Here is a 23,808-nt window from a genome sequence, read left to right on the forward strand (position 1 = left end):
ATGAAAAAAACACTACTCCCTCTACTCGCTTTTAGCCTATTGTTTTCTTGTAAATCACAAGAAAAAGTAGATGCTATTGTAATTAATGCAAATGCTTATACCGTAAACTCTAATTTTGATACAGCAGAAAGTTTTGCTGTAAAAAACGGAAAATTTGTAGCTCTAGGAACCAATAAAGAAATACAAGAAAAATATACAGCATCTAACCTTATTGATGCTAAAAACAAACCCGTATACCCAGGATTTATTGATGCACATTGTCATTTTTATGGCTTAGGGCTACAACAACAAAAAGTAAACTTGGTTGGAACAGAAAGTTATGATGATGTTTTACAACGCTTAATTGATTTTCAAAAAGAAAAGAAAAGAAACTATATCACAGGTCGCGGCTGGGATCAAAATGATTGGAAAGTTAAAGAATTTCCTACCAAAGAAAAGTTAGACAGTATATTCCCAAACATTCCTGTAGCTATTCGTAGAATTGATGGTCACGCAATGTTAGTAAATCAAGCTGCTATTGCTTTAGCTGGAATAACTCTTGACTCAAAAATTAACGGAGGAGAGTTTATAAAAAAAGATGGCAAACTAACGGGAGTACTTATTGATAATGCAATGAACTTTATTAATATTCCAAAGCCATCAAAAAAGGAGCAAATTCAAGCTTTAAAAGATGCTGAAAAAATCTGTTTCGATTTAGGACTAACTACCGTTGACGATGCTGGTTTAGATAAAGAAGTTATTGAATTAATTGACAGCTTACAACAATCGGGTGATTTAAAAATGCGCGTATATGCAATGATTTCTAATAATCAAAAGAATCTTGATTACTACCTCAACAAAGGAATCATAAAAACTGACAAACTAAATGTTCGCTCTGTTAAAGTGTATGCTGATGGTGCCCTAGGTTCACGAGGAGCCGCCCTTAAAGATGAATATTCAGACCAAAAAGGTCACTTTGGTGCATTGGTTAATTCTTATGAAAACCTACAGAAAGTAGCGAAAAGAATTGCAGCTTCTAATTATCAAATGAACACGCATGCTATTGGTGATTCTGCCAACTATGTAATGCTAAAAACTTATAATGAGGTGCTGAAAAACAAAAACAATAGACGCTGGCGTATTGAGCATGCACAAATTGTAGATACTAATGATTTTAATTTATTTAAAAACATATTACCATCAATACAACCAACACATGCCACTTCAGATATGTATTGGGCAGAAGATCGTGTGGGCTCTGAAAGAATAAAAGGAGCTTACGCATACAATGATTTACTTAAACAATATGGTAAAGTCGCTTTAGGAACCGATTTTCCTATTGAACATGTAAATCCGTTATATACATTCTATGCAGCTACTATTAGAAAAGATTTAAAAGGCTATCCTGAAAAAGGTTATCAAATGGAAAATTCTTTATCTAGAGAAGATGCCTTAAAAGGAATGACTATTTGGAATGCTTATGCGAATTTTGAAGAAAACGAAAAAGGAAGTATTGAAGTTGGTAAGGTAGCCGATTTTATCATTTTAGATAAAGACATCATGACAATTGACGGAAGTGACATTCCAAACACAAAAATTATAGCAACCTACGTAAATGGGATAAAAGTGAATTAAAAATGCATCTTTTTCTTTTTACTCTAGTCTGATTTATAAAATCAATAAATCATGACAAAGCTACAACGAAAACAAGAATATTGCAGACAATTAACTTTGGCTAAAAAGGCACTTGAAAGTAAACGCTTTCAGGTGTCTTTTTATCATTTAGAAAATACACATATTTTAGGTCAAAAATATCTGTATCACCATGCCTTATCGCATTATTATATGCTTGTATTCGGAATAAAAACAAAAAACAGTAAAGAAATATTGGGTCAATTTTTCAGAATCATCGCTTCACTTTTAATTACTTTAATTTGGGTTCCTATAGGAAACACAGGGGGTTCAAACATTTCAGCAATCAAACCTATTCCTATTAGAAACGAGCTTCAAAAATATTTTTAAAATAAATGCATCTTTTTATTCTTTTTCTAGTCTACTATATGAACACACAAAACATATAATATCATGAAAAATAATAATCAATGTACCTGCACTTGTGAAGGATGTAAAACAGGAAACTGTTCAAATTGTACATGCGAAAATTGTACATGTAACAATTGTAACTGTTAATTAAATCTTTTTTTTAACTCTTGTCGTTCTGAATACAATGAATATTATGTTTTCATTGTATTCAGCGTGACATTTTTCGTAAATTTATATGATGACAACACAACAAGTTTGGAAAAAATACGCAGATGATGTAAAATACTTTATTTTAAGTAAAGTGAAAGACGCTACAGTAACTGATGACCTCTTACAAGAAACATTTATAAAAGTTCACACAAAACTTCATACATTAAACGACATTACCAAACTAAAGTCTTGGATTTTTTCGATTGCTCGTAACACAATGATGGACTACTTTAAAAGCACGAATCAAACAGTTGAATTTAAAAATTTTGAAATTCAAACAAATATAACAAAACACGAACATACTGAAAAAGACTGCTTGTATGGAATCCTACAAAGTCTACCCAAAAAATATAGAGATCCGCTATTTTTATCAGATATTAAAGGTTTAAAACAGCAAGAAGTTGCTAATGTCCTAAAACTAAATTTAACCACTACTAAGTCTCAAATTCAACGTGCTCGTAAATTAATTGCACAAGGTTTTATGGATTGTTGTGGATTTTCACTTAACGAAGAAGGCAAACTGGTGGGAGAAATTCAAGATAAAGAAGATTGCAAGGTTTGTAAGTAAACCATTATTTTTTCTAAACTTCTTACTTTCTAAGTATACTACTAATTATAAAAAACTTATTAGCAATACGCACAGTATTTCGTATTAGTTTTAAGCTATAAAATGTAGCTCAACATAGTTATTCTTGAGTTTTATAAGAGGTAAACAGCTATAAAACAAAAAGTAAATACATGAAGTATTTGATTATAATTAGGTATGTGACTATTCCATCATTTTACCTATAACAATGGAACCAAAAAACCTTTAATATTTTTTTTAAAAAACGCTAAAGCATATAAAAACCTACACTTAAATAAGTCCGATTTTTTATCAAATTAAAATACAACCAATTAATTTTTATAATTAATTATATCTTGGTCATTGTCGTTTTGAGTATTTGTTTGCCCTCCAGAATTAGACTTTACCGTAACCTTTAACGGCAATTCACCTTGAGAATTACTAGGAGAATTAAAAGTTGCTTTTATCCCTATAAAAGAGATTGAATTTCTTGGAAAAGCCTCTCCATTTCCTTTATAAATAAATTTATGAAGTCCTCCTTCCAGTTTGTAAGACCAGTCAGAATTATTTAAATCATAACCATTTAACCTTGTTAAACTCTCATCAAAGTTAAAAGTATAAGCAGAGCTGTCTGTAATTCTAAATTCAATAGCGTCTATCATATTAGGTAAATTACCATTTGATTCAGCAAATGCTACAACAAAATCAATACTTCCTGAACTTCCATTAATTATAGTTTCCTGTGTATAAAGGGTTGGATAATAATCTGGAGGAGAAAAATTTCTGACTGTAATAGTAACTATAGCCTCATCACATGCTACAGGACTTCCATTATCACAAACACGATACCTAAAACTATCTGAGCCAGAAAAGTTTTGGTTAGGAGTATAAAGAAAACTCCCATTTGAATTTAAAACAACCGAACCATAATTAGGATTAATAACCAGAACTGTGTTAACCGTTTGGGTATTTCCCTCCAAATCACTATCATTATCCAAGACATTTCCACTCACAGCGACATTGTAATCTGTACTAAAACTATCATCTATTGCAGTTGTCGTATTAGTTACCTTACAATAAGTTATATTATCTAATCGTAAAATACCATCGTCTGCTCCTCTACCATTTGGATTTACTGTATTTAATTTTAATTCTATTCTATTTATTGAATTAACCCAAATTGGTAAACGTATTTCAGCTGTAATGTTAGGGGTTTGAGCAAGTCTATTACATGTCATATTCCAATTTCCAGTTGTACCTGAAACCCAACTAGCTCCATTCCTAACTTGATTATCTCCTGACTCCCCGTTTTGATTACTAGGACTCTTTGCCCACCAAAACTCTACACCATTAACTAACAATCTAAAAGCTAAAGAAGCACTTTCTCCTCCAGAATAGCAAGCCTCTCCTTCCTGTCCATTATTCGCTGCCCATGAAAAACGCAATCGGTACCCTTCTGAGGGAGCTGTTGAACTAGTAATATTTGAATTTAAAGGAACATTGGTAGTATGATTTATATTTTCATTTCCATAACCTTGATAGCCTGTATTAACTCCTGAGTTTTCAATTTGATTGCTACAAGACCCTCCACTAATGGCTCCCATATATACACTATTTAATCGTAAAATACCATCATCAGCACCTCTACCATTTGGATTCACAGTCTGCAACCTCAACTCAATACTTGCAATGGAATTAATCCAAGTTGGCAGCTGTATTTCGGCAGTTATATTTGGTGTTTGAGCAAGAGTATTACATGTCATATTCCAATTTCCCGTTGTACCTGAAACCCAACTAGCCCCATTCCTTACTTGATTATCTCCAGACACCCCATTCTGGTTACTTGGACTTTTAGCCCACCAAAATTCTGTTCCATTAACTATAAGTTGGAACGCTAATGATGCACTTTCTCCTCCAGAGTAACATGCTTCTCCTTCCTGTCCATTATTAGCCGCCCATGAAAAGGATAGACGATAACCACCAGAAGGAGCAGTCGAATTTAAAAGATTCGAAGATAATGGCACATTGGTAGTGTGATTTATATTCTCATTACCATAACCTTGATATCCTGTATCTACATTATAATATTCTGTTTGACTAAAAATTGGGTATACACTTACAAACACAAAAAACAAAAAAGCACTTTTTAACTTTTGGCTAAAACTACATCCTCTGATTTCAAAACGAAGTAACATTATAAAATTTAACATCTTGTAAAAATTTAAAATTCTTTATAACTTAAATATCAGCTAACCGTTCATACTAGCTACAAATTGATGATGCCAGAATACAGGGGTATGTTAAACTTTAAGTCTAAATATAAATAAATTATGACTATTATCTAAAAAAAAATGGTATTAAATTTAAAATCAACATAATAATAGATTACATATTTTATACAGGAATACTTTATGAAACTTTCGTAACTTTGTGTAAATTCAACACTAAATGAAGATATTACAAAATATAAAAGTTGCTGTAGATGCTGTTGTTTTTGGCTACCAACAAAAAAAACTTTCTGTCTTATTAATAAAAAGAGGGATTGAACCTTTTAAAGGAACTTGGGCATTGCCTGGTGGATTAGTTTTAGAAAACGAATCACTAGAACATGCCGTTGAAAGAGAATTATTAGAAGAAACAGGAGTTACTATTGATTATCTTGAACAACTATACACATTCGGAACTCCCAAAAGAGACCCTAGAAATAGAGTTATTTCTGTTACCTATTTTGGCTTAGTAAGTCCCAATCATTTTAAAATCATTGCGAATACAGATGCTGCTGAAGTGCAATGGTTCCCTATTCATGAATTACCCAAATTAGCGTTTGACCACAATCTTATTTTAACCACAGCTTTACAAAGACTTCAAAACAAAATAAACTACCAACCTATTGGTTTTGAACTACTAAAAAAAGAGTTTCCTTTTTCTGATTTAGAAAATTTGTATCAAACAATCCTTGATAGAAAAATCGATCGACGCAATTTCAGAAAAAAAATAATGAGCTTTGGAATACTTACCGAAACAGACAAAATATACCAACCATCTAGTGGTAGACCTGCAAAACTTTTTAAGTTCAATGCTAACAAGTATAAAGAATTAGAAAAAGAAGGGTTTCACTTCGAAATTAAGTTTGCGTAAAAAAAACACTAAAACATTTTTTATTTTAAAAAACCACATTATATTTGTGTAAAAATTACGCAATATGATTTTAAACTTAGATAAAAACTTTACTCCCTACCGAACGGAAAACAGTATAGACTATAACTTCTTTACTTTTTCAGGAGGAGAACCACACATTAAAATCATTTCTCAACTTGAAAATGTAGCTGAAGTAACCATTACACATCGTATTCAGTCTTTTAATGATATAGGTACACTATTATTGGCTACCAATGCATTAAAAAACATGGGAATTAAAAAATTACACGTTGTACTTCCCTATTTTCCAGCTGCTCGTCAAGACAGGTTGATGGTATCAGGTGAACCTTTATCAGTAAAAGTATATGCAGAAATTATAAATGCTCAGAATTACGAGTCTGTAGCTATTTTCGACCCACATTCGGAAGTAACTCCTGCCCTATTGAATAACTGTAAGGTTATTGACAACCACAAATTCATAGAGCAAATAACACAACAACTATCAGACGATTTACTACTAATTTCTCCTGATGGCGGTGCTCTAAAAAAGATATATAAAGTTGCTGCTTACCTTCAAAACTATGAAGTAGTTGAATGCTCTAAAAGCCGAAACGTAAAAACTGGTCAGCTAACAGGCTTTAAAGTATATGCTGATGATTTACAAGGTAAAGATTGTTTACTAGTAGATGATATTTGTGATGGTGGAGGTACTTTTTTAGGACTAGCTAAAGAACTAAAAGCTAAAAATGCTGGTAACCTATATTTAGCCGTAAGTCATGGAATATTTAGTAAAGGTTTCGAAGAACTTGAAAAACATTTTACTAAAATTTTCACTACAGATAGTTTTAAAACTATTAAAAACAAGAACTGTATACAAATTGAATTAGGAAAATTGCTATAAAGACTAAATAAAAAATTGTTATGAAAAACAAAATGATTGAATGATGAATGATGTTAAGTACATAAAAGGAGATGCAACCCAACCAAAACAAGAAGGTAATAAAATTATTATTCATGTTTGTAATGATATTGGTGGCTGGGGAAAGGGGTTTGTAATGGCTATTTCTAAAAGATGGAAAGCTCCAGAAAAAGAATATCGTAACTGGTATAAAACCAAAGAAAATTTTAATTTAGGAGAAGTTCAATTTATACAAGTTAAAGAAGATTTATGGGTTGCTAATCTTATAGGACAACACAAAATTAGAAAAGATGAAAATGGTAATCCACCAATTCGTTATGAAGCTATTCAACTGGGATTACAAAAAGTATATGAAAAAGCAAAAGAGTTAAACGCATCTGTTCACATGCCAAGAATTGGCTATGGATTGGCTGGTGGAACGTGGGATAAAATAGAGCCTTTAATAATAAAAGAGCTCATAAAAAAATCTATTTCCACTACAGTATATGATTTTGGCTAAAAATCTAAACTATGAATGAGAAAAACACAAAAAGAATAAGTAAGTTTTTAAGCTTAATATTAAGACACCAACCAGAAAAAATTGGATTAACTTTAGACACAAATGGATGGGCTTTATTAGATGAACTCTTTGCTAAGTCAGAAAATAATGGATTTTCATTTAACGAAGACAAAACAAAAATAAGAGCAAACCAAGGACACTCTTTAAAAAATGTAACAATAGTAACTGAAACAAAAACTCCTCCTCCATTTTTATATCATGGAACAGTAGCTAAATTTATTCCATCAATAAAAGAAAACGGATTACAAAAAATGAGTAGACAACACGTTCATTTAAGTTCCGATTTAGAAACTGCAAAAAAAGTTGGTAGCAGAAGAGGTAAACCTATAATTTTGACTGTTCAATCAGAAACTATGCATAAAAAAGAATTCAAATTCTTTTTATCTGAAAACAGAGTTTGGTTAACCAATCTTGTCCCAACTGAATTTATCGAATTTCAATATTTATAATGGTATGAAAACATTTGTCATTGGTGATATTCATGGAGGCTTAAAGGCCTTACCACAGGTTTTAAAAAAAGCCAAAGTTACCTTAGAAGATACCTTAATTTTTCTTGGTGATTATGTAGACGGTTGGAGTGAGTCTGCACAAGTAATTGATTTTTTAATAGAGCTAAACAAAAGGCATAAATGTATTTTCATTAAAGGAAATCATGATTTATGGTGTGAAGATTGGTTGACAACTGGTGAAGGTGAATCCATTTGGTTAGCACATGGTGGAGAAGAAACCAGGAAGAGCTACGATTCTTTTTCCGAAGAAGAAAAGCAAAAACATCTGGCCTTTTTTCAAAAAATGAAACCGTATTATATCGATAGTAAAAATCGTTTGTTTATTCATGCAGGTTTTACCTCAATGCATGGAATTGAGAAAGAGACTTTCAAATTAAACTATTATTTCGACAGAACTTTATGGGAAACTGCTTTAGCTACCGATAAAAACTTATCTGAAAAATCTAAACTATACCCAGAGAGGTTCACGCACTATTCAGAAATATATATTGGTCATACCCCAACTATACGCTATAATTCATCAAGTCCTGTAAACGCTTTAAACTTATGGAATATTGATACGGGAGCTGCATTTACAGGATGTTTAACAATTATGGATATTGACAGCAAAGAGTTTTGGCAAAGCGATCAAGTAAATACTCTGTATCCAAATGAAAAAGGAAGGAATTAAAATAAAACACAATAAAATTTTTACTTACAATTTAATTTGCGTAAATTTAACACAAACAAAATAACAAACTATGAACCCATTATTATATACAGACGGTTATAAAGTAGACCACAGAAGACAATACCCTAACAACACTACGTTAGTATATTCAAACTGGACACCAAGAAAAAGTAGAATTCAAGGAGTTGAAAAAGTAGTTTTTTTCGGACTACAATACTTCATCAAAAAATATATCATTGAAGAGTTTCAAACCAATTTCTTTAACAAACCAAAAAAAGAAATTTGCAAACAATACAGTAGAAGAATCAATAATTATTTAGGCGAAAACTCAGTAGGTATTGAGCATATTGCTGCGTTACACGACTTAGGATACATTCCTATGACTTTTAAAGCATTGCCTGAAGGTGTTGAAGTTCCTATTAGAGTACCAATGTTTACCATGTATAATACATTACCAGAATTCTTTTGGTTAACCAATTACTTTGAAACTTTATTATCTACCACAGTTTGGTTACCATGTAATTCTGCAACCATCGCAAAACAATACAGAAAAATATTAGACAAATATGCACAAGAAACCTCATCTGTTCCTGAAATGGTAGATTGGCAAGGACACGACTTTTCTATGAGAGGAATGGCTGGTATAGAAGCTGCTGAAATGAGTGCTGCTGGTCACCTATTAAGTTTTACGGGTACAGATACAATTCCTGCTGTAGACTTTTTAGAAAAGTATTACAATGCAGATTCTGACAATGAATTGATAGGCGGCTCTGTTGCGGCAACTGAACACTCTGTAATGTGTATGGGAACCAATAGTGGTGAAGAAGAAACTTTTAAGAGATTAATTACGGAAGTATATCCAAACGGTATCGTTTCTATTGTTTCTGATACTTGGGATTTATGGAAAGTACTTACCGAATATTTACCAAACTTAAAAGAAGAAGTATTAGCAAGAGACGGTAAAGTAGTAGTTAGACCAGATAGTGGTGATCCAGTAGATATTATTTGCGGAAACCCTAACGGTAAGACAGAAGCAGCACAAAAAGGAGTTATACAACTGCTTTGGGAAGTTTTTGGAGGAACAACCAACACAAAAGGCTATAAAGAATTAGACAGTCATATAGGGGCTATTTATGGCGATAGTATTACCCTTGAAAGAGCAACACAAATTTGTGAACGCTTAAAACAAAAAGGGTTTGCCTCTACTAACGTAGTCTTAGGAATAGGTTCTTTTACCTATCAATACAACACCAGAGATACCTTTGGATTTGCTATGAAAGCTACCTATGGAGAAGTAGATGGAGAAGGAAGAGAGATTTTTAAAGATCCAATTACCGATGACGGAACAAAGAAGTCTGCTAAAGGGCTATTAAAAATAACTCTAGAAGATGGAAAATATAAATTACACGATCAAGTAAGCTGGGAAGAAGAACAAAAAGGTGAATTGAGAGAAGTTTTTAAAGACGGAAAATTGTTAGTTGATGAAAAACTTAGTGAAATAAGATTTCGTACAAAAAATAGTGTATTAGAACTTACAAATTAATACAAAAACAATACCTTACAAATCTTTCAATTTGTATTTCTCTTGATTTTTTCATACCTTATTGGAAATTTAAAAAGAACTTTATGACAGATCAAGAACAAAAAAGACTCAATACAATGAATGCGGTTTTAGTGAAAATGGAAGACATTAAAAACTCACAAAAAAGCTTAATTGAAAAAATTGGAATTGTGGAAGTTCAGCTATTTGATATTCAGTCAAAAGATTTAGACAAAGAATTAGAAAAAGTAATGGTAAGAGCTTCTGACACCTTAAAAATTATCAAACAAGCTACAGAAGCTTTTGAAATGAAACGAAACCGTTTAGAAAACGAAGCATAAAAAAATCCGCTTAATAGCGGATTTTTATTTTTATCGTCTTTTCTTTTTAAAACCTTTGTTTTTTCTTCTAGAAGGTTTTGATGATTTATCCGTTACAGTATCATCAAATGTATTTTTAGTTTTTCCCGCTTTATTTTTACGCCAAGAAGTATCTTCTGGTAATAACTTATTCAACAAATCATTACGTCCCACCTTAGTCAAGGTATCTTTTATCCATTTTTTATTTTCCTTCTTATACCAAAAGAAAAACTTGTGCTGATCATCTTTCTCTTTTTTTGTCTTAGGAGTTTTTACTTCTTTTAACGTGTACGGATGATATCCACTGTAATAAATCACCGTTGCTACTGTCATTGGTGTTGGCGTAAACCCCTGTACTTGCTCTAATTGAAAGCCCATATCTTTGGTCTCAGCAGCTAAGTTTGCCATATCTTCTGCCTCACAAGCTGGATGACTCGATATGAAGTATGGTATTAACTGAAGCTTTAATTTCTTTTTAATATTAATACGGTCAAACCTATCTTTAAATAAGTGAAAATATTTAAATGAAGGCTTACGCATTAACTTTAACACAGGGTCAGATGTATGTTCAGGTGCTACTTTTAATCTTCCAGAAACATGTTTGGTCATCACTTCTTCTGTGTACGCATCTAACTCTTTAGGGTCTGCATTTTTATTGAATTCAGGCACCAACATATCATGTCGAATTCCACTACCTATAAATGATTTTTTTACTTTTGGATGTGCATCAACCGCTTGGTACAATTCTGTTAATGGTTTGTGCGATGTATCTAAATTACTACAAATTACAGGCGAAATACACGACGGTGCAACACACTTGTCACAAATCGACTGCACTTTACCTTTCATTTTGTACATATTCGCAGATGGTCCTCCAATATCCGATAAATACCCTTTAAAATCGTCCATTTGAGCAACTTGGTCTACTTCTTTTAAAACAGACTCTTGACTTCTACTCGCAATAAACTTTCCTTGATGTGCAGAAATAGTACAAAAACTACATCCTCCAAAACATCCACGGTGAATATTGATAGAAAACTTAATCATTTCAAATGCAGGAATAGGCCCACGTTTGTTGTACTTTGGGTGTGGTAATCTCGTATATGGTAAATCGAATGAAGCATCAATTTCTTCCTCCGTCATTGTTGGAAACGGTGGATTAATCATCAACTTTTTATTTCCAACTTGTTGAAAAATACGACGCGCATATAATTTGTTCGACTCCTGCTCTATTACTTTAAAGTTAGATGCGTATGCCTTTTTATCCTTTAAACACGTCTCATGCGAGCTAATTTCAATATCCTCCCAATTCTTATTCTTTGGAACTTTTTCTCCTTTCTCTAGTAAAACAGCTGTTTGCTTAATGGTATTCAAACTCGAAAACGGAACTCCTTTTTGTAACAACTCTACAATTTCACGTAGTGGCTGCTCTCCCATTCCGTATACCAACATATCAGCTTTAGACGTTTCTAAAATGGTTGGTAGTAATTTATCAGACCAATAATCGTAATGTGTAACACGACGTAAAGAAGCTTCAATTCCACCAATTAATACAGGAACCTCTGGAAACTTTTCTTTTAAAATTTTAGAATATACTGAAGTAGCATAATCAGGTCTAAACCCTTTATCCCCATTAGGAGTGTAAGCGTCTTTATCACGACGACGTTTACTCGCCGTATAATTACTTACCATCGGATCCATACAACCACCCGTAACCGCAAAAAACAATCTTGGGGTTCCTAACTTTTCAAAATCCTGTAAGTTATCATGTACACTTGGTTGCGGAACAATCGCCACACGCAAGCCATAACTCTCTAAAATACGCCCAATTACTGCTGGACCAAATGATGGATGATCTACATATGCATCGCCACTAAACAGGATTACATCTAATTCATCCCATCCTCTTAACTTCACCTCTTTATTTGTAGTAGGTAACCAATCTGAAAGTCGTCTTATTCTCATGCCGCTGCAAAGGTACGGGGTTTTATTTACATCACAATACAGTAAAAAACTGAAAACTAGCGATAAATAATAATTACCATCTATAAGAAACCACCTCTTTAACAATTAATTAAGATAATGCCGAAAGTAGTTTTGCTAAATTCCGCCCTTATTTATTCAATTAATTTTTACAATGACCCAAAAAATACTTTCAATTATTTTAGTGGTATTTCTTGCTTTAGGATTTTCTTTGAATGCGGAAGCACAGCGAAAGAAGAATAAAAACGCAAAAAAAGAGACTACTACTAAAAAAGACAAACCTAAAAAGGGCGGTATACAACCTTACGAAAAGGTGGTTACTAAAAAACACAAAACAGATGAAGGTTTCTTTAAAGTACACTCAAAAGATTCTAAATATTTATTTGAAATCCCTGATTCGTTACTTAACCGTGAAATGTTAATGGTTACTAGAATAGCTAAAACGGCTAATGGAATTGGATTTGGTGGTGGAAAACAAAACACACAAGTACTACGCTGGGTAAAAAATAAAAAAAAGATTCTATTGAAAATAGTTTCTCACAATGTTGTTGCTGACACCATTTTACCTGTACACGAAGCTGTAGTTAATTCAAACTTTGAGCCCATCCTATTTGCTTTTCCTATCAAAGCATTTAGCAAAGACTCAACAGCTACGGTAATTGATGCTAGTCCTCTTTTTGAAAATGATGTAAAAGCAATTGCTTTTCCTCAAAGAAGCAGAAAGCGTTATAAGATTTCTAAAATGGATAAAACGAGATCTTATATTGACAGAATTAGTAGTTATCCTCAAAACATAGAAATTAGAAATGTAAAAACTTACATTGCAGGAAATCCTCCATCAAATTCAAGTGTAGGTTCAGTAACTATGGAGTTGAGTAACTCTATGATTTTACTTCCTAAAACCCCTATGAAAAGACGTTATTTTGACGAGCGTGTAGGGTGGTTTACGAGTTCTCAAACAGATTACGGATTAGACGCACAAAAAAGTAAATCGGTTACGTATTTAGACAGATGGCGTTTAGAAGTAAAAGATGAAGACCTTGAAAAGTTTAAAAGAGGAGAATTGGTAGAGCCTAAAAAACAAATCGTATACTACATTGATAGAGCTACTCCAAAAAAATGGCGTAAATACATTAAACAAGGTATTGAAGACTGGCAAATTGCTTTTGAAACTGCAGGATTTAAAAATGCAATTGTAGCTAAAGATGCTCCTACTAAAGAAGAAGATCCAGATTGGAGTCCTGAAGATGTACGTTATTCTGTAGTTAGATATTTAGCTTCTCCAATTCCAAATGCAAATGGACCTCACGTTAGTGATCCACGCTCAGGAGAAATTTTAGAGTCAGATATCAACTGGTATCATAACGTAATGACCCTATTACACAACTGGTATTTTGTACAAACAGCAGCTATTAATCCAGAAGCTAGAACCAATCAGTTTAAAGATGAAATCATGGGACGTCTTATTCGTTTTGTATCTTCTCACGAAGTTGGTCACACTATTGGATTACCTCATAACATGGGAAGCTCTGTTGCCTACCCTGTAGATTCATTACGTTCAGCTGAGTATACTCAAAAAAATGGAACTGCTCCTTCTATTATGGATTATGCTCGTTTTAACTATGTAGCACAACCAGAAGACAAAGGTGTAGCCTTAATGCCAAATATTGGACCTTACGACAAGTATGCTATCAATTGGGGATACAGACCAATTTTAGATAAATCTGCTAAGGAAGAAAAGCCTACCTTAAATAAGTGGATTAAAGAAAAAGCAGGAAACCCTGTGTATAGATTCGGACACCAACAAGTTCGTAACATCATTGATCCTAGTTCTCAAACAGAAGATTTAGGAGACGATGCTATGAAAGCAAGTGCTTATGGTATTAAAAACTTACAACGTATTTTACCTCGTTTAGAAGAGTGGACTACTGAAGATGGTGAAACTTATGAAGAGTTAAAAACTATGTACGGACAAGTAGTTGGGCAATTTAATAGATATATGGGACACGTAAGTTCTAATATTGGTGGTGTATATGAATACTTTAAAACTGCCGATCAAGACGGTGCTGTATATATTCACGTTCCAAAAGAACACCAAAAAAGAGCGTTACAATTTGTAAATGATGAATTGTTTAAAACTCCAAATTGGTTAATTGACGAAAACATTATTAGCAAAACACAACACTCAGGTGTTATTGAGCGCATTAGAGGTTTACAAGTACGAACGTTAAATAGAGTTTTAAAAACGGGAAGGTTAACACGTATGATTGAAAACGAAACGCTGAATGGTAATAAAGCTTACACACTTCTCCAAATGATGGGTGACTTACGTAAAGGTATTTGGAGCGAAATATATGCTAACAAAACCATAGACCCTTATCGTAGAAACTTACAACGAGCACATTTAGATCGATTAGACTTTTTACTAAATAAAGCCAAAGATCAAAAAGCTGCTAAAAGTGACCGAGGTTACTTTAAACAAACAGCCGTTACTATCAATCAATCAGATATTAAACCTGTAGTAAGAGGAGAATTAAAGCGTTTACAAAGAGATATTAAAAGAAGTATTCCTTCTGCTCGTAACACGATAACTCGTTACCACTTACAAGATGCAGCAGATAGAATAAATACTATTCTAAACCCAAACAAATAATTTTTCTTAAATAACAGCAATCTAATTGGTTGCTGTTATTTTTTTTACATTTACCTTCCATCTACTAAAAAACTACAATGAAAAAAAACTTAGTTCTATTATTTATAATTGCAGTTTCATTTGCTAGTTGTACTAAGAAAACAACGGCAAAAAAAGCTGAAAAGACAGAAAACACTTACGTTAAAGACCACTACACTAAAAAAGAGGTAAAAATTACAATGAGAGATGGCGTGAAGCTACATGCCACCATCTATTCACCAAAAGACACCAGTAAAACCTACCCTATTTTACTACAACGCACCCCGTATAGCTGTAGACCTTATGGAGAAAGTGAATTCAGAAAAAAAATAGGTCCTAATCCTATTTTAATGAAAGAAGGGAACATCATAGTATACCAAGATGTTCGCGGACGTTGGATGAGTGAAGGAGTATACGACAACATGCGTGCTTACATTCCGAATAAAACAGCAAAACAAGCCGATGAAACTACCGACACCTATGACACTATTGATTGGTTAGTTAACAATGTAGCAAACAATAATGGTAAAGTAGGTACATGGGGAATTTCATATCCTGGTCACTACGCTACTGTTTCAACTATTGATGCGCACCCAGCTTTAAAAGCTGCTTCACCACAAGCATGTATTGGTGATTTCTTTTTTGATGATTTTCACCATAACGGAGCCTTCTTATTAAGCTACTTTAAAGCTATTTCTTTATTTGGAACTTACAAAGATCAACCTACCGATTCAGCTTGGTACTCTTTTCCTGATATGAAAACTCAAGATCAATATCAGTTTTTCTTAGACAAAGGACCATTAAAAAACTTAAACGAATATTTTCAATACGACAAATTAGACACCAAAGTTGCCGATACTAAAGAACGTATTGATGATTTCTTTTGGAAGGAAATGGTAGAACACCCTAACTACGACTCGGTATGGCAAAGCAAAGGAATTATTCAGCATTTAAACAAAGTACCTTCTACGGTAGCAACGATGATTGTTGGAGGTGAATTTGATGCTGAAGACTTGTATGGTCCATTAGAAACCTATAAAAACATTGAAAAAAATCAACCAAACAATTATAATACAATTGTTTTTGGACCTTGGGATCACGGTGGATGGTCGAGAAATAAAGTAGCTAACAAAGTTGGTAACTACTACTTTGGAGATTCAATCTCTTTAAAATTCCAAAAAGAAGTAGAAACAAAATTCTTCAATCATTTCTTAAAAAGTGATGGTACTAAAAACTCAGGATTACCAGAAGCCTATGTTTTTGATACAGGTAAAAAAACATGGAAATCATACGATGCATGGCCACCAAAAAATGCACAAAAACAAACATTTTTCCTTTCAGAAAACCAAGAATTAACGGCAACTCAAAAAGGAAATAGTAAGGTTAGTTTTATTAGTGATATTAAACGACCTGTACCCTATTCAGAAGACATAAAAACGGTGTTTACTCCACGTAAATATATGACAGACGATCAGCGTTTTGCTGCTCGTAGACCTGATGTATTGGTATTTGAAACAGAAGTATTAACTGAAGATTTTACACTTGCTGGTGATATTTTAGCAAAACTACAAGTAGCTACCACAGGTTCTGCAGCCGATTGGATTGTTAAGGTTGTTGATGTACATCCTGCTGATTTAAAAAACGACAACAAAGAAATGCAACCACATTTAAAACTAAGCAACTATCATTTAATGGTACGTAGCGAAGTAATGCGTGGACGTTTTAGAAATAGTTTTTCTAAACCAGAACCATTTACACCAAACCAGAAAACAGCCGTAAATATTAAACTACAAGATGTTTTCCATACGTTTAAAAAAGGACACAAAGTTCAAATACAAGTGCAAAGTACTTGGTTTCCATTAATCGATTTGAATCCGCAAACCTATGTAGACAATATTTACAAGGCAGACGAAAAAGATTTTAAAACACAAACACATTCAGTATTTACTGATTCTAGTATAGAATTTACTGTGTTAAAATAACAACAAACTTTTTTCTATTTAAAAACTCACAAAACCTAAGAGCATTGTGAGTTTTTTAGTTTTATAATACCTTGGCAAGCCATAGCTATAATCAAAAACTATAAAGGACACTACCAAGGTGATAATAAGTCAATTTGTGTTAAAATTAATAAAAGATTCTAAAAACCCTTCGCCTAACTATTCTACTTGGGGTGGTGGCTCTGGTGTTGTAGTAGTTTACGGAATAGCCAAACCTGCTCAAACTCCGCTTACAGGTCCAGTTAGTGAGGTTAAAAATCTATCATAAAAAATAAGCATCTTTAAAACAAACGCTTATTTAGTCAACACAATTATTTTAGGCTCTTGTACTCCTTTTATTTTTTTATATTTGGATGAAAAAGTGCTATTATACCTCCATATCATTCGTATAAAAACACTAAAAGTACTTATATAAACAAGTTGTAAGTAATGCGAAAATCGAGCTAAAATTCAACATTTGAACTAAAAAAGCCAACCGCACAGTCAAGCACATTTCATTTTGCTCGTGCCTCACAAAATAAAAAGAGCTTGCCTTTTTCCACCACTCACCTTTACGGAATGATAATTTTAATACTCATTTAGTGAGTATATTGAAAATGTTCTTTACTTTAGTAAACTGAATTAAAAAAATTCAAAATGAACCGAATAAAAGAGGTTTTAGAACAAAAAGGAATAAAACAAATCTGGTTGGCTGAACAATTGGGAAAGAGTTACAATATGGTGCACTCTTATGCTCAAAACAAAAGACAACCAAGTTTGGAAGACTTATACAAAATTGCAGAAATCCTAAATGTAGAAGTCAAAGAATTATTAATTGAAAGAACTGATTTAAAATAATGATAGAAGAAACCAAACCAAAAGAAGGATATATATACGACTATATTTCTGGACTAGAAATAAAAGCAACACCTGAAGAAATAGATGCTGTGCAAGTCTTTAGTAAAATACTTGTTGAAGATTATGACTATCCAAAAGAGTATATTCAGACAAGACCTCAATTCCGTGTAAAGGCAAGACCAAGCGACACATCTAAACCTTATCCTGTTGATATTGCAGTATTCAATAAAAAGAATAAAAATGATGACAATATTTGGATAATAATTGAGTGTAAGAAAAAGACCAGAAAAGATGGTAGAGGTCAACTAGAGAACTATCTGACTTTTTCTAAAGCTCAACTTGGAGTTTGGTTTAATGGAAATGAAAAACTCTTCTTAAAAAAAATTGAAAAAGACGGTAAAGTTTTATTTGAAGAGATACCTAACATTCCAATTTACGGACAACGTATTGAAGATATTGGTAAGTTTAAGAGAAAAGACTTAAAGCCAGCATATAATCTTAAGTCTATCTTTAGAACAATGCGAAACTATCTTGCAGGTAATGTGGTTGGTGCAACTAGAGATGAAGTGCTAGCTCAACAGTTAATCAATGTGATATTTTGTAAAATATATGATGAAAAATATACTCGACCAGATGACATCACAAGTTTTAGAGCTGGAATTGATGAAAAACCTGAAGATGTAAAAACAAGAATTTTAGAAATCTTTGACTTGGTTAAGAAAAAATACCAAGATGTTATGGACAGTTCTGATAAAATTATGCTTGATGCAAAATCTTTATCATATGTAGTCGGTGAACTTCAATTATTTTCTCTAACTGATGCTGAACGTGATGCTGTTGGTGATGCTTTTGAGGTATTTATCGACCACGCATTAAAAGGCGGTCAAGGTCAGTTCTTCACACCTAGAAATGTAGTCAAAATGACAATTGATATGCTTGACCCAACAACTGAAGACTTAATAATTGACCCAGCTTGTGGTTCAGGTGGATTTATTATCGAGTGCTTGAGACATTTATGGAGTAAAGTTGAGGAAGAAGGCAAAAAATACAAATGGCCAGATAACGAAATAGAAATTGAAAAACAGAAAGTTGCAATAGATAAAATCAGAGGGATTGATAAAGATTATTTCCTAGGAAAAGTATGTAAAGCTTATATGGCAATACTAGGTGATGGAAGAGGTGGAATTTTTTGTGAAAATTCTCTTGATGTCCCATCAAACTGGTCAACTAAAACACGTGAAAAGATACAGCTTGGTACTTTTTCAATGGTTGTTACTAATCCACCATTTGGGAAGAAAATAAATGTAGAAGGCGAAAAACTACTTTCCCAATATGATATAGGTTACAAATGGAAAAAGAATAAAAAAGAAGGAACTTGGGAGAAAGGAAAACTAAAAGATAAAGAAGCACCTCAATACTTATTTATAGAAAGATGTATTCATCTTTTAAAAGCAGGAGGAAAAATGGGTATTGTTCTACCAGATGGAATATTTGGTAATGACCAGTTAGGTTACATAAGAAACATTATTTCCGATAATTGTCAAATTGTAGCAGTAGTTGATGTTCCAAAAGAAACATTTATGCCTCACACAAGTACAAAAACAAGTATATTATTTGTTAAAAAGTTAGCAAAAAAAGCTGAAACAGATTATCCGGTTTTTATGGCAGTTGCAGAAAAATGTGGTCACGATAGAAGAGGAAATGTTTTAGAAGAAGAAGACTTATCAGGAATAGGTCCAATATTTAGAAATTGGTTAAAAGAGAACAATGTTACATTTTAAAACGACATACAAATCCAAAATTGAAGAAGCAGGTCGTTTTGATGCCAGATACTTTTATTTAGAAGATGTTTTGCAAAAATTTAACGACCGTGAAGATTTTGAACTAGTTAAACTTGGTGACCCCAAAGTTCTTAAGACAATTACAGATGGAGAACACGCAGGTCAAAATTTTGTAGAAGAAGGAATATTATTCATAAAAAATTCCTCAATTAAAGATTTTGATATTTCATTAAATGATGGCTTTTATATTGAAAAATGGAAACACGAAGAACAAAAACGTTCAAACTTAAAGCCGAAAGACGTATTATTCACAACTATAGGTCATATTGGCTCTGCCACAATTGTACCTGAAAATTTTTGCGAAGCAAATATCAATCAAAATTTAGTTAAAATTGAGATAAATGAAGAATATATAAATCCTTATTATGTTGCTTCGTATTTAAATAGTTATTTAATCAAGGAACAAATAAACTGTTTATTTACAGGTAATATTCACGGAATATTAACTTATCCAAAAATTAAGAATTTAGAAATTATTGTTCCACCAAAAGCGTTTCAAGATAACATTGCTAACTTATTTAAAAAGGCAATTGAATACACTGAAAAGTCGAATAAAATAATTGCAGACAGTAAAAGTAAATTTGAAGAGTATTTAGAAATACCAGAAAAATCTATTGATTATTCCAAAACCTATTCTACAAGTCGTGATTCTTTACTAAAGAATAATAATTGGATACCTAAACTTTATCTACCTGAATATGCTACTACTCTAATAGAAGTAGAGAAAAAATGGGAAACTAAACCATTAGTAGGTGAAAATGGTGTTGCAATTATGTTTAAAGGTGATGAAGTAGGAAGTGATAATTACAGCAAATATTTGGAAAAAAATGAAGATGATGTTCCTTTTATTAGAACTTCAGATATATATAATTGGCAAGTTGACCAAAATCCTGACTTTTTCATTCCAATTGAAATATTCAACGAATTAGAGCAGAAAATATTAGAAAACGACATACTATTTACTAAAGATGGTCGTATTGGAAAAACTGCTTATGTTACATCTGAAGATAGACTAATTGCTTCAAGCGGAGTTTCAATAATTAGAGCAAAAAACATTGACCCTTATTATTTGTTCCTTGTTCTTACAAGTGATTATATTGGTCAGTTTCAAGCTATTCAGCATACGGTTTACGCTTCTACAATTCCACATTTAAGAGAAAGTAAAATTAAAAATTTTAGAATACCGATATTGCCAAAAGATAAGATTGAGGAACTTTCTAAAATGACAAAGAAAGCGATGGACTTAAAAAACAAACGTAAGAAACTAATAAAAGAAATCAGAACGTCAATAAACAGATATTTAATAAGCTAACGCACAAAGCCATACACATTTGCAACTCGCACAAGCCAACGCTACGCCAAAAATTGCAAAAGAGTATGTCTTGCCAACGCTCACATATGAACTAAACAACAAACATCGGAAAACCAAGCTGAATGAAAAAAAGCACTACTTACAACAACGTGTATAAAACATAGCTATTATAGGCTTTCCGAAAGGTTTTTGTATATTTAAAAAGTACGCCAAATTTTTTATTTGGTTATATTTAAAAAAGAAAATTAAACATAAAAACAAAAAATTCGGCTCGTGCTAAATCCGAAAAGCTAGCGTTTATTTATACGCTACGTTTCATACACAAGACCGTTACCAAACAACCTGAACATAAATGTCGAAAAAAAGAAAATATATTATCCCATTTTCAATTATTATAATTCTCATTGCAGGGTATTTAATAGCTGATTCCATTTTATTCGATGGGGTAAGACCAAAGGCTATAAACGAGAATGGCTTTCAAGCAAAATACTTCGCTAAAGGTGACTTGACCAATAAAACTGCAGTTGTTCTAATTGGAGGTGGACAATGGGGAGATTATTGGGCACAGGAATTTTCGAATAAAGAAATGGTCGCATTATCATTGCCATATACTGGAATAGAGGGATTACCGAAACTACCCGAAGATATTGATTTAAAATACTTTAAAAATGCAATAGAGTGGCTAGGAGCACAAAAAGAAGTTAATTCTGAAAAGATAATTGTAATGGGAGCATCACGAAATGCCGAATTAGCATTAGTCATCGCTTCAATTTTTACTAATTTTATAAAAGGAGTTATCGCTTATTCACCCAGTTCTGTTTCTTGGTCAAACACAGTTCTACCCTATAATTCGAATGAATTGAAACCAAGTTGGAAATACAAAGGGATTGATATTCCATATATACCTATGGATAAAATTTCTGGAAATAAGTCTAACAAAGTTGAAATGATAGGTTATTGGGAAAAGGGCTTATCTAAAACTGATTTAGTTGATAACGCTTTTATAAAGGTAGAATTCATAACAGGACCTATTTTACTCTTTTCTGGAATTGATGATAAGGTATGGCCATCCGCAAAGATGGCTGATATGATTGAAAAAAGACTAGAAGAAAATAATTTCAAGTATGCCCTTAAAAATATTCAATATGAAAATGCAGGGCATCTAATTTCAAGAAATCCCGAACAAAAAACAGACCTTAGAACTGGAAAAATAAATCTTGGAGGAAGGGAATTCGAATATGAATTTGGTGGAACTGATGATGGAGATTACAAAGCGAAGAAAGATGCGAAAATGAAGTTAATGGAATTTTTAGATGGAATATAAAACTTTAAAAAGGCAGTTGCTAACAATGGCCATAAGTAATTGCTAGTTCACTTCCGACTTACGAAAATTCTGCTGGAATTTTCTATCTGTGATTTGTTTGCTAAATTAGTTGCTTAAACACGCAACTAACCATACACAAACACGTTAACTGCAATATAATAAACCGACAATGAATAAATTAATTTTACTCTTTTGCGTCATTCTATTTGTTTCCTGTAAATCACAAGAAAAATTTGAAGTAAATAATATTGCACGATTTGAACAGCAAGTTGATTCTTTACGAACAGAATATAAAATTCCTGGAATTAGTGTAGGAATTTCTATTAATGATTCAATACAATTAATCAAAGGTTTTGGACTGGCTAACGTTGAGCAAAAAATTCCAATGACAGGAGATACACCTTTACGAATAGCTTCATTAACTAAACCGATTTTTTCAACAATCTTTATGCATCTGACCGAAGAAGGAAAAATTGATTTAAATTGGAAAATAAAAGATTATTATCCAGACTATATAGGCAGCTGTACAAGAATACTTGGATATTTTAACGAAGAAATGCCAGAATATTCATTTCTCTTAAATAAATATCAGCCAGAACGTGATGATATCTTGCTAAAACATCATCTATCTCATACTGCTGAAAATATTCCCGGAACAAATTATAAATACAATGGATTTCTCTATGGAATGCTCTCTGACGTTGTAGAGAATGTCACGCATCAAAAATTTGATAAATGGGTTGACAGTTTAGTAATTAAAAAACTGAATTTACAAAATTCAGCACCCTCGCAGTTAGACAAATCAAAAAAAACAATCTTGGATAAAATTGCCTTACCTTATAAAATTGACGATAACGGAAATTTTCAAAAAGTTGAATTCCCAGACCTAGACTTAAATGCAGGTGCAGGTCTTGTCTTTTCTGCTAATGACTTATTACTCTTTGACAGAGCTTTTGACAATAATGAAATTATCTCAAAAAAAAGTAGAGAGAAAGTGCTGAAACCATTTGAGTTGGCAAACAAAAGTCTTTCGCCTTATGGTTATGGTTGGTTTACACAGAAATATAATGGATACACTTTGGTTTGGCACTATGGGTTACAACCAAACGCCTATTCTGGTCTATACTTAAAAGTTCTTGAAAAGGATTTGACTTTAGTAATTTTAGCAAACAGCCAAAATTTAAGTCAACCATTTGATTTGGGAAAAGGAAATGTATTGAACTCTAAATTTGCAATGGCTTTTTTAAACGAATTCTTGAATACAAAAAAATAAAAAATACTACAGATAACACCGTATATAATTTATTGCTAGTTCTAGCCTACTTATGAAAATCTTCGCGGATTTTCTA

General features: G+C 32.5%; 20 protein-coding genes. 18 read left to right on the top strand and 2 right to left on the bottom strand.

The window, feature by feature from the left end; translation table 11 throughout:
- The 3 genes from ACKTSW_RS13080 to ACKTSW_RS13090 all read left to right on the top strand — a co-directional run bounded on the left by ACKTSW_RS13080 (window position 1) and on the right by ACKTSW_RS13090 (window position 2,800).
- Window positions 1–1,614, top strand: coding sequence for an amidohydrolase (locus ACKTSW_RS13080; protein ID WP_408025697.1), 1,614 nt, complete (start codon window positions 1–3; stop codon window positions 1,612–1,614).
- Between the two features lie 51 nt (window positions 1,615–1,665).
- Window positions 1,666–2,001, top strand: a complete 336-nt coding sequence (locus tag ACKTSW_RS13085) for a DUF3703 domain-containing protein (RefSeq protein ID WP_408025698.1) — start codon at window positions 1,666–1,668, stop codon at window positions 1,999–2,001.
- A gap of 259 nt (window positions 2,002–2,260) precedes the next feature.
- Window positions 2,261–2,800, top strand: coding sequence for a sigma-70 family RNA polymerase sigma factor (locus tag ACKTSW_RS13090; RefSeq protein WP_408025699.1), 540 nt, complete (start codon window positions 2,261–2,263; stop codon window positions 2,798–2,800).
- A 329-nt stretch (window positions 2,801–3,129) separates the two neighbouring features.
- Here ACKTSW_RS13090 and ACKTSW_RS13095 read toward each other — a convergent pair whose 3' ends face one another.
- Window positions 3,130–5,007 carry an Ig-like domain-containing protein gene (locus ACKTSW_RS13095; RefSeq protein WP_408025700.1) on the bottom strand — a complete coding sequence of 626 codons (1,878 nt, stop codon included), beginning with the start codon at window positions 5,005–5,007 and terminating at the stop codon, window positions 3,130–3,132.
- A gap of 238 nt (window positions 5,008–5,245) precedes the next feature.
- Here ACKTSW_RS13095 and ACKTSW_RS13100 point away from each other — a divergent pair, with 238 nt between their 5' ends.
- The 7 genes from ACKTSW_RS13100 (at window position 5,246) to ACKTSW_RS13130 (ending at window position 10,473) form a co-directional block, all read left to right on the top strand.
- On the top strand, window positions 5,246–5,935 hold the full coding sequence (locus tag ACKTSW_RS13100) for an NUDIX hydrolase (RefSeq protein WP_408025701.1): 690 nt from the start codon (window positions 5,246–5,248) through the stop codon (window positions 5,933–5,935).
- Between the two features lie 64 nt (window positions 5,936–5,999).
- On the top strand, window positions 6,000–6,836 hold the full coding sequence (prs, locus tag ACKTSW_RS13105; protein ID WP_408025702.1) for a ribose-phosphate diphosphokinase: 837 nt from the start codon (window positions 6,000–6,002) through the stop codon (window positions 6,834–6,836).
- Window positions 6,837–6,879: 43 nt separating this feature from the next.
- Window positions 6,880–7,353: a macro domain-containing protein gene (locus ACKTSW_RS13110; protein WP_408025703.1), complete on the top strand. Its 474-nt coding sequence runs from the start codon at window positions 6,880–6,882 to the stop codon at window positions 7,351–7,353.
- 11 nt (window positions 7,354–7,364) lie between these two features.
- A complete protein-coding gene (locus ACKTSW_RS13115; RefSeq protein ID WP_408025704.1) occupies window positions 7,365–7,862 on the top strand; it encodes an RNA 2'-phosphotransferase in 498 nt (165 codons plus the stop codon).
- Between the two features lie 4 nt (window positions 7,863–7,866).
- On the top strand, window positions 7,867–8,592 hold the full coding sequence (locus ACKTSW_RS13120; protein ID WP_408025705.1) for a metallophosphoesterase: 726 nt from the start codon (window positions 7,867–7,869) through the stop codon (window positions 8,590–8,592).
- A 70-nt stretch (window positions 8,593–8,662) separates the two neighbouring features.
- Entirely contained in the window at window positions 8,663–10,135 is a 1,473-nt protein-coding gene (locus ACKTSW_RS13125; protein WP_408025706.1) for a nicotinate phosphoribosyltransferase, read from the top strand.
- Between the two features lie 83 nt (window positions 10,136–10,218).
- Window positions 10,219–10,473: a hypothetical protein gene (locus ACKTSW_RS13130; RefSeq protein ID WP_408025707.1), complete on the top strand. Its 255-nt coding sequence runs from the start codon at window positions 10,219–10,221 to the stop codon at window positions 10,471–10,473.
- A gap of 30 nt (window positions 10,474–10,503) precedes the next feature.
- On the opposite strand, the gene ACKTSW_RS13135 is transcribed toward ACKTSW_RS13130, so the two are convergent.
- Window positions 10,504–12,456, bottom strand: a complete 1,953-nt coding sequence (locus tag ACKTSW_RS13135; protein WP_408025708.1) for a YgiQ family radical SAM protein — start codon at window positions 12,454–12,456, stop codon at window positions 10,504–10,506.
- A 172-nt stretch (window positions 12,457–12,628) separates the two neighbouring features.
- On the opposite strand from ACKTSW_RS13135, the gene ACKTSW_RS13140 reads away from it, so the two are divergent.
- The 8 genes from ACKTSW_RS13140 to ACKTSW_RS13175 all read left to right on the top strand — a co-directional run bounded on the left by ACKTSW_RS13140 (window position 12,629) and on the right by ACKTSW_RS13175 (window position 23,732).
- Window positions 12,629–15,127: a zinc-dependent metalloprotease gene (locus tag ACKTSW_RS13140; RefSeq protein ID WP_408025709.1), complete on the top strand. Its 2,499-nt coding sequence runs from the start codon at window positions 12,629–12,631 to the stop codon at window positions 15,125–15,127.
- A gap of 77 nt (window positions 15,128–15,204) precedes the next feature.
- Window positions 15,205–17,127: a CocE/NonD family hydrolase gene (locus ACKTSW_RS13145; protein ID WP_408025710.1), complete on the top strand. Its 1,923-nt coding sequence runs from the start codon at window positions 15,205–15,207 to the stop codon at window positions 17,125–17,127.
- A 136-nt stretch (window positions 17,128–17,263) separates the two neighbouring features.
- Window positions 17,264–17,413 carry a hypothetical protein gene (locus tag ACKTSW_RS13150; RefSeq protein WP_408025711.1) on the top strand — a complete coding sequence of 50 codons (150 nt, stop codon included), beginning with the start codon at window positions 17,264–17,266 and terminating at the stop codon, window positions 17,411–17,413.
- 368 nt (window positions 17,414–17,781) lie between these two features.
- Window positions 17,782–17,982 carry a helix-turn-helix domain-containing protein gene (locus ACKTSW_RS13155; RefSeq protein ID WP_408025712.1) on the top strand — a complete coding sequence of 67 codons (201 nt, stop codon included), beginning with the start codon at window positions 17,782–17,784 and terminating at the stop codon, window positions 17,980–17,982.
- Window positions 17,982–19,763, top strand: coding sequence for a restriction endonuclease subunit M (locus ACKTSW_RS13160; RefSeq protein ID WP_408025713.1), 1,782 nt, complete (start codon window positions 17,982–17,984; stop codon window positions 19,761–19,763). Before ACKTSW_RS13155 ends, ACKTSW_RS13160 begins: the two co-directional genes overlap by 1 nt.
- On the top strand, window positions 19,750–21,135 hold the full coding sequence (locus tag ACKTSW_RS13165) for a restriction endonuclease subunit S (protein WP_408025714.1): 1,386 nt from the start codon (window positions 19,750–19,752) through the stop codon (window positions 21,133–21,135). Before ACKTSW_RS13160 ends, ACKTSW_RS13165 begins: the two co-directional genes overlap by 14 nt.
- A 352-nt stretch (window positions 21,136–21,487) precedes the next feature.
- The gene (locus ACKTSW_RS13170; RefSeq protein WP_408025715.1) at window positions 21,488–22,459 is read left to right on the top strand and encodes an acyl-CoA thioester hydrolase/BAAT C-terminal domain-containing protein; all 972 of its coding nucleotides are present in this window, start codon (window positions 21,488–21,490) and stop codon (window positions 22,457–22,459) included.
- 169 nt (window positions 22,460–22,628) lie between these two features.
- Window positions 22,629–23,732 (top strand): serine hydrolase domain-containing protein, encoded by a 1,104-nt coding sequence (locus tag ACKTSW_RS13175; protein WP_408025716.1) that lies wholly within the window; start codon window positions 22,629–22,631, stop codon window positions 23,730–23,732.
- Window positions 23,733–23,808: the final 76 nt, after the last annotated feature.

This window comes from Tenacibaculum sediminilitoris, from assembly GCF_964513795.1.
Classification (GTDB): Bacteria; Bacteroidota; Bacteroidia; order Flavobacteriales; family Flavobacteriaceae; genus Polaribacter; species Polaribacter sediminilitoris.

What these genes read in the sequence shown, in the direction of transcription:
- ACKTSW_RS13080 (WP_408025697.1), top strand. Translation starts at nt 1, where the DNA reads ATGAAAAAAACACTACTCCCTCTACTCGCTTTTAGCCTATTGTTTTCT.
- ACKTSW_RS13085 (WP_408025698.1), top strand. Translation starts at nt 1,666, where the DNA reads ATGACAAAGCTACAACGAAAACAAGAATATTGCAGACAATTAACTTTG.
- ACKTSW_RS13090 (WP_408025699.1), top strand. Translation starts at nt 2,261, where the DNA reads ATGACAACACAACAAGTTTGGAAAAAATACGCAGATGATGTAAAATAC.
- ACKTSW_RS13095 (WP_408025700.1), bottom strand. Translation starts at nt 5,007, where the DNA reads ATGTTAAATTTTATAATGTTACTTCGTTTTGAAATCAGAGGATGTAGT.
- ACKTSW_RS13100 (WP_408025701.1), top strand. Translation starts at nt 5,246, where the DNA reads ATGAAGATATTACAAAATATAAAAGTTGCTGTAGATGCTGTTGTTTTT.
- prs (WP_408025702.1), top strand. Translation starts at nt 6,000, where the DNA reads ATGATTTTAAACTTAGATAAAAACTTTACTCCCTACCGAACGGAAAAC.
- ACKTSW_RS13110 (WP_408025703.1), top strand. Translation starts at nt 6,880, where the DNA reads ATGAATGATGTTAAGTACATAAAAGGAGATGCAACCCAACCAAAACAA.
- ACKTSW_RS13115 (WP_408025704.1), top strand. Translation starts at nt 7,365, where the DNA reads ATGAATGAGAAAAACACAAAAAGAATAAGTAAGTTTTTAAGCTTAATA.
- ACKTSW_RS13120 (WP_408025705.1), top strand. Translation starts at nt 7,867, where the DNA reads ATGAAAACATTTGTCATTGGTGATATTCATGGAGGCTTAAAGGCCTTA.
- ACKTSW_RS13125 (WP_408025706.1), top strand. Translation starts at nt 8,663, where the DNA reads ATGAACCCATTATTATATACAGACGGTTATAAAGTAGACCACAGAAGA.
- ACKTSW_RS13130 (WP_408025707.1), top strand. Translation starts at nt 10,219, where the DNA reads ATGACAGATCAAGAACAAAAAAGACTCAATACAATGAATGCGGTTTTA.
- ACKTSW_RS13135 (WP_408025708.1), bottom strand. Translation starts at nt 12,456, where the DNA reads ATGAGAATAAGACGACTTTCAGATTGGTTACCTACTACAAATAAAGAG.
- ACKTSW_RS13140 (WP_408025709.1), top strand. Translation starts at nt 12,629, where the DNA reads ATGACCCAAAAAATACTTTCAATTATTTTAGTGGTATTTCTTGCTTTA.
- ACKTSW_RS13145 (WP_408025710.1), top strand. Translation starts at nt 15,205, where the DNA reads ATGAAAAAAAACTTAGTTCTATTATTTATAATTGCAGTTTCATTTGCT.
- ACKTSW_RS13155 (WP_408025712.1), top strand. Translation starts at nt 17,782, where the DNA reads ATGAACCGAATAAAAGAGGTTTTAGAACAAAAAGGAATAAAACAAATC.
- ACKTSW_RS13160 (WP_408025713.1), top strand. Translation starts at nt 17,982, where the DNA reads ATGATAGAAGAAACCAAACCAAAAGAAGGATATATATACGACTATATT.
- ACKTSW_RS13165 (WP_408025714.1), top strand. Translation starts at nt 19,750, where the DNA reads ATGTTACATTTTAAAACGACATACAAATCCAAAATTGAAGAAGCAGGT.
- ACKTSW_RS13170 (WP_408025715.1), top strand. Translation starts at nt 21,488, where the DNA reads ATGTCGAAAAAAAGAAAATATATTATCCCATTTTCAATTATTATAATT.
- ACKTSW_RS13175 (WP_408025716.1), top strand. Translation starts at nt 22,629, where the DNA reads ATGAATAAATTAATTTTACTCTTTTGCGTCATTCTATTTGTTTCCTGT.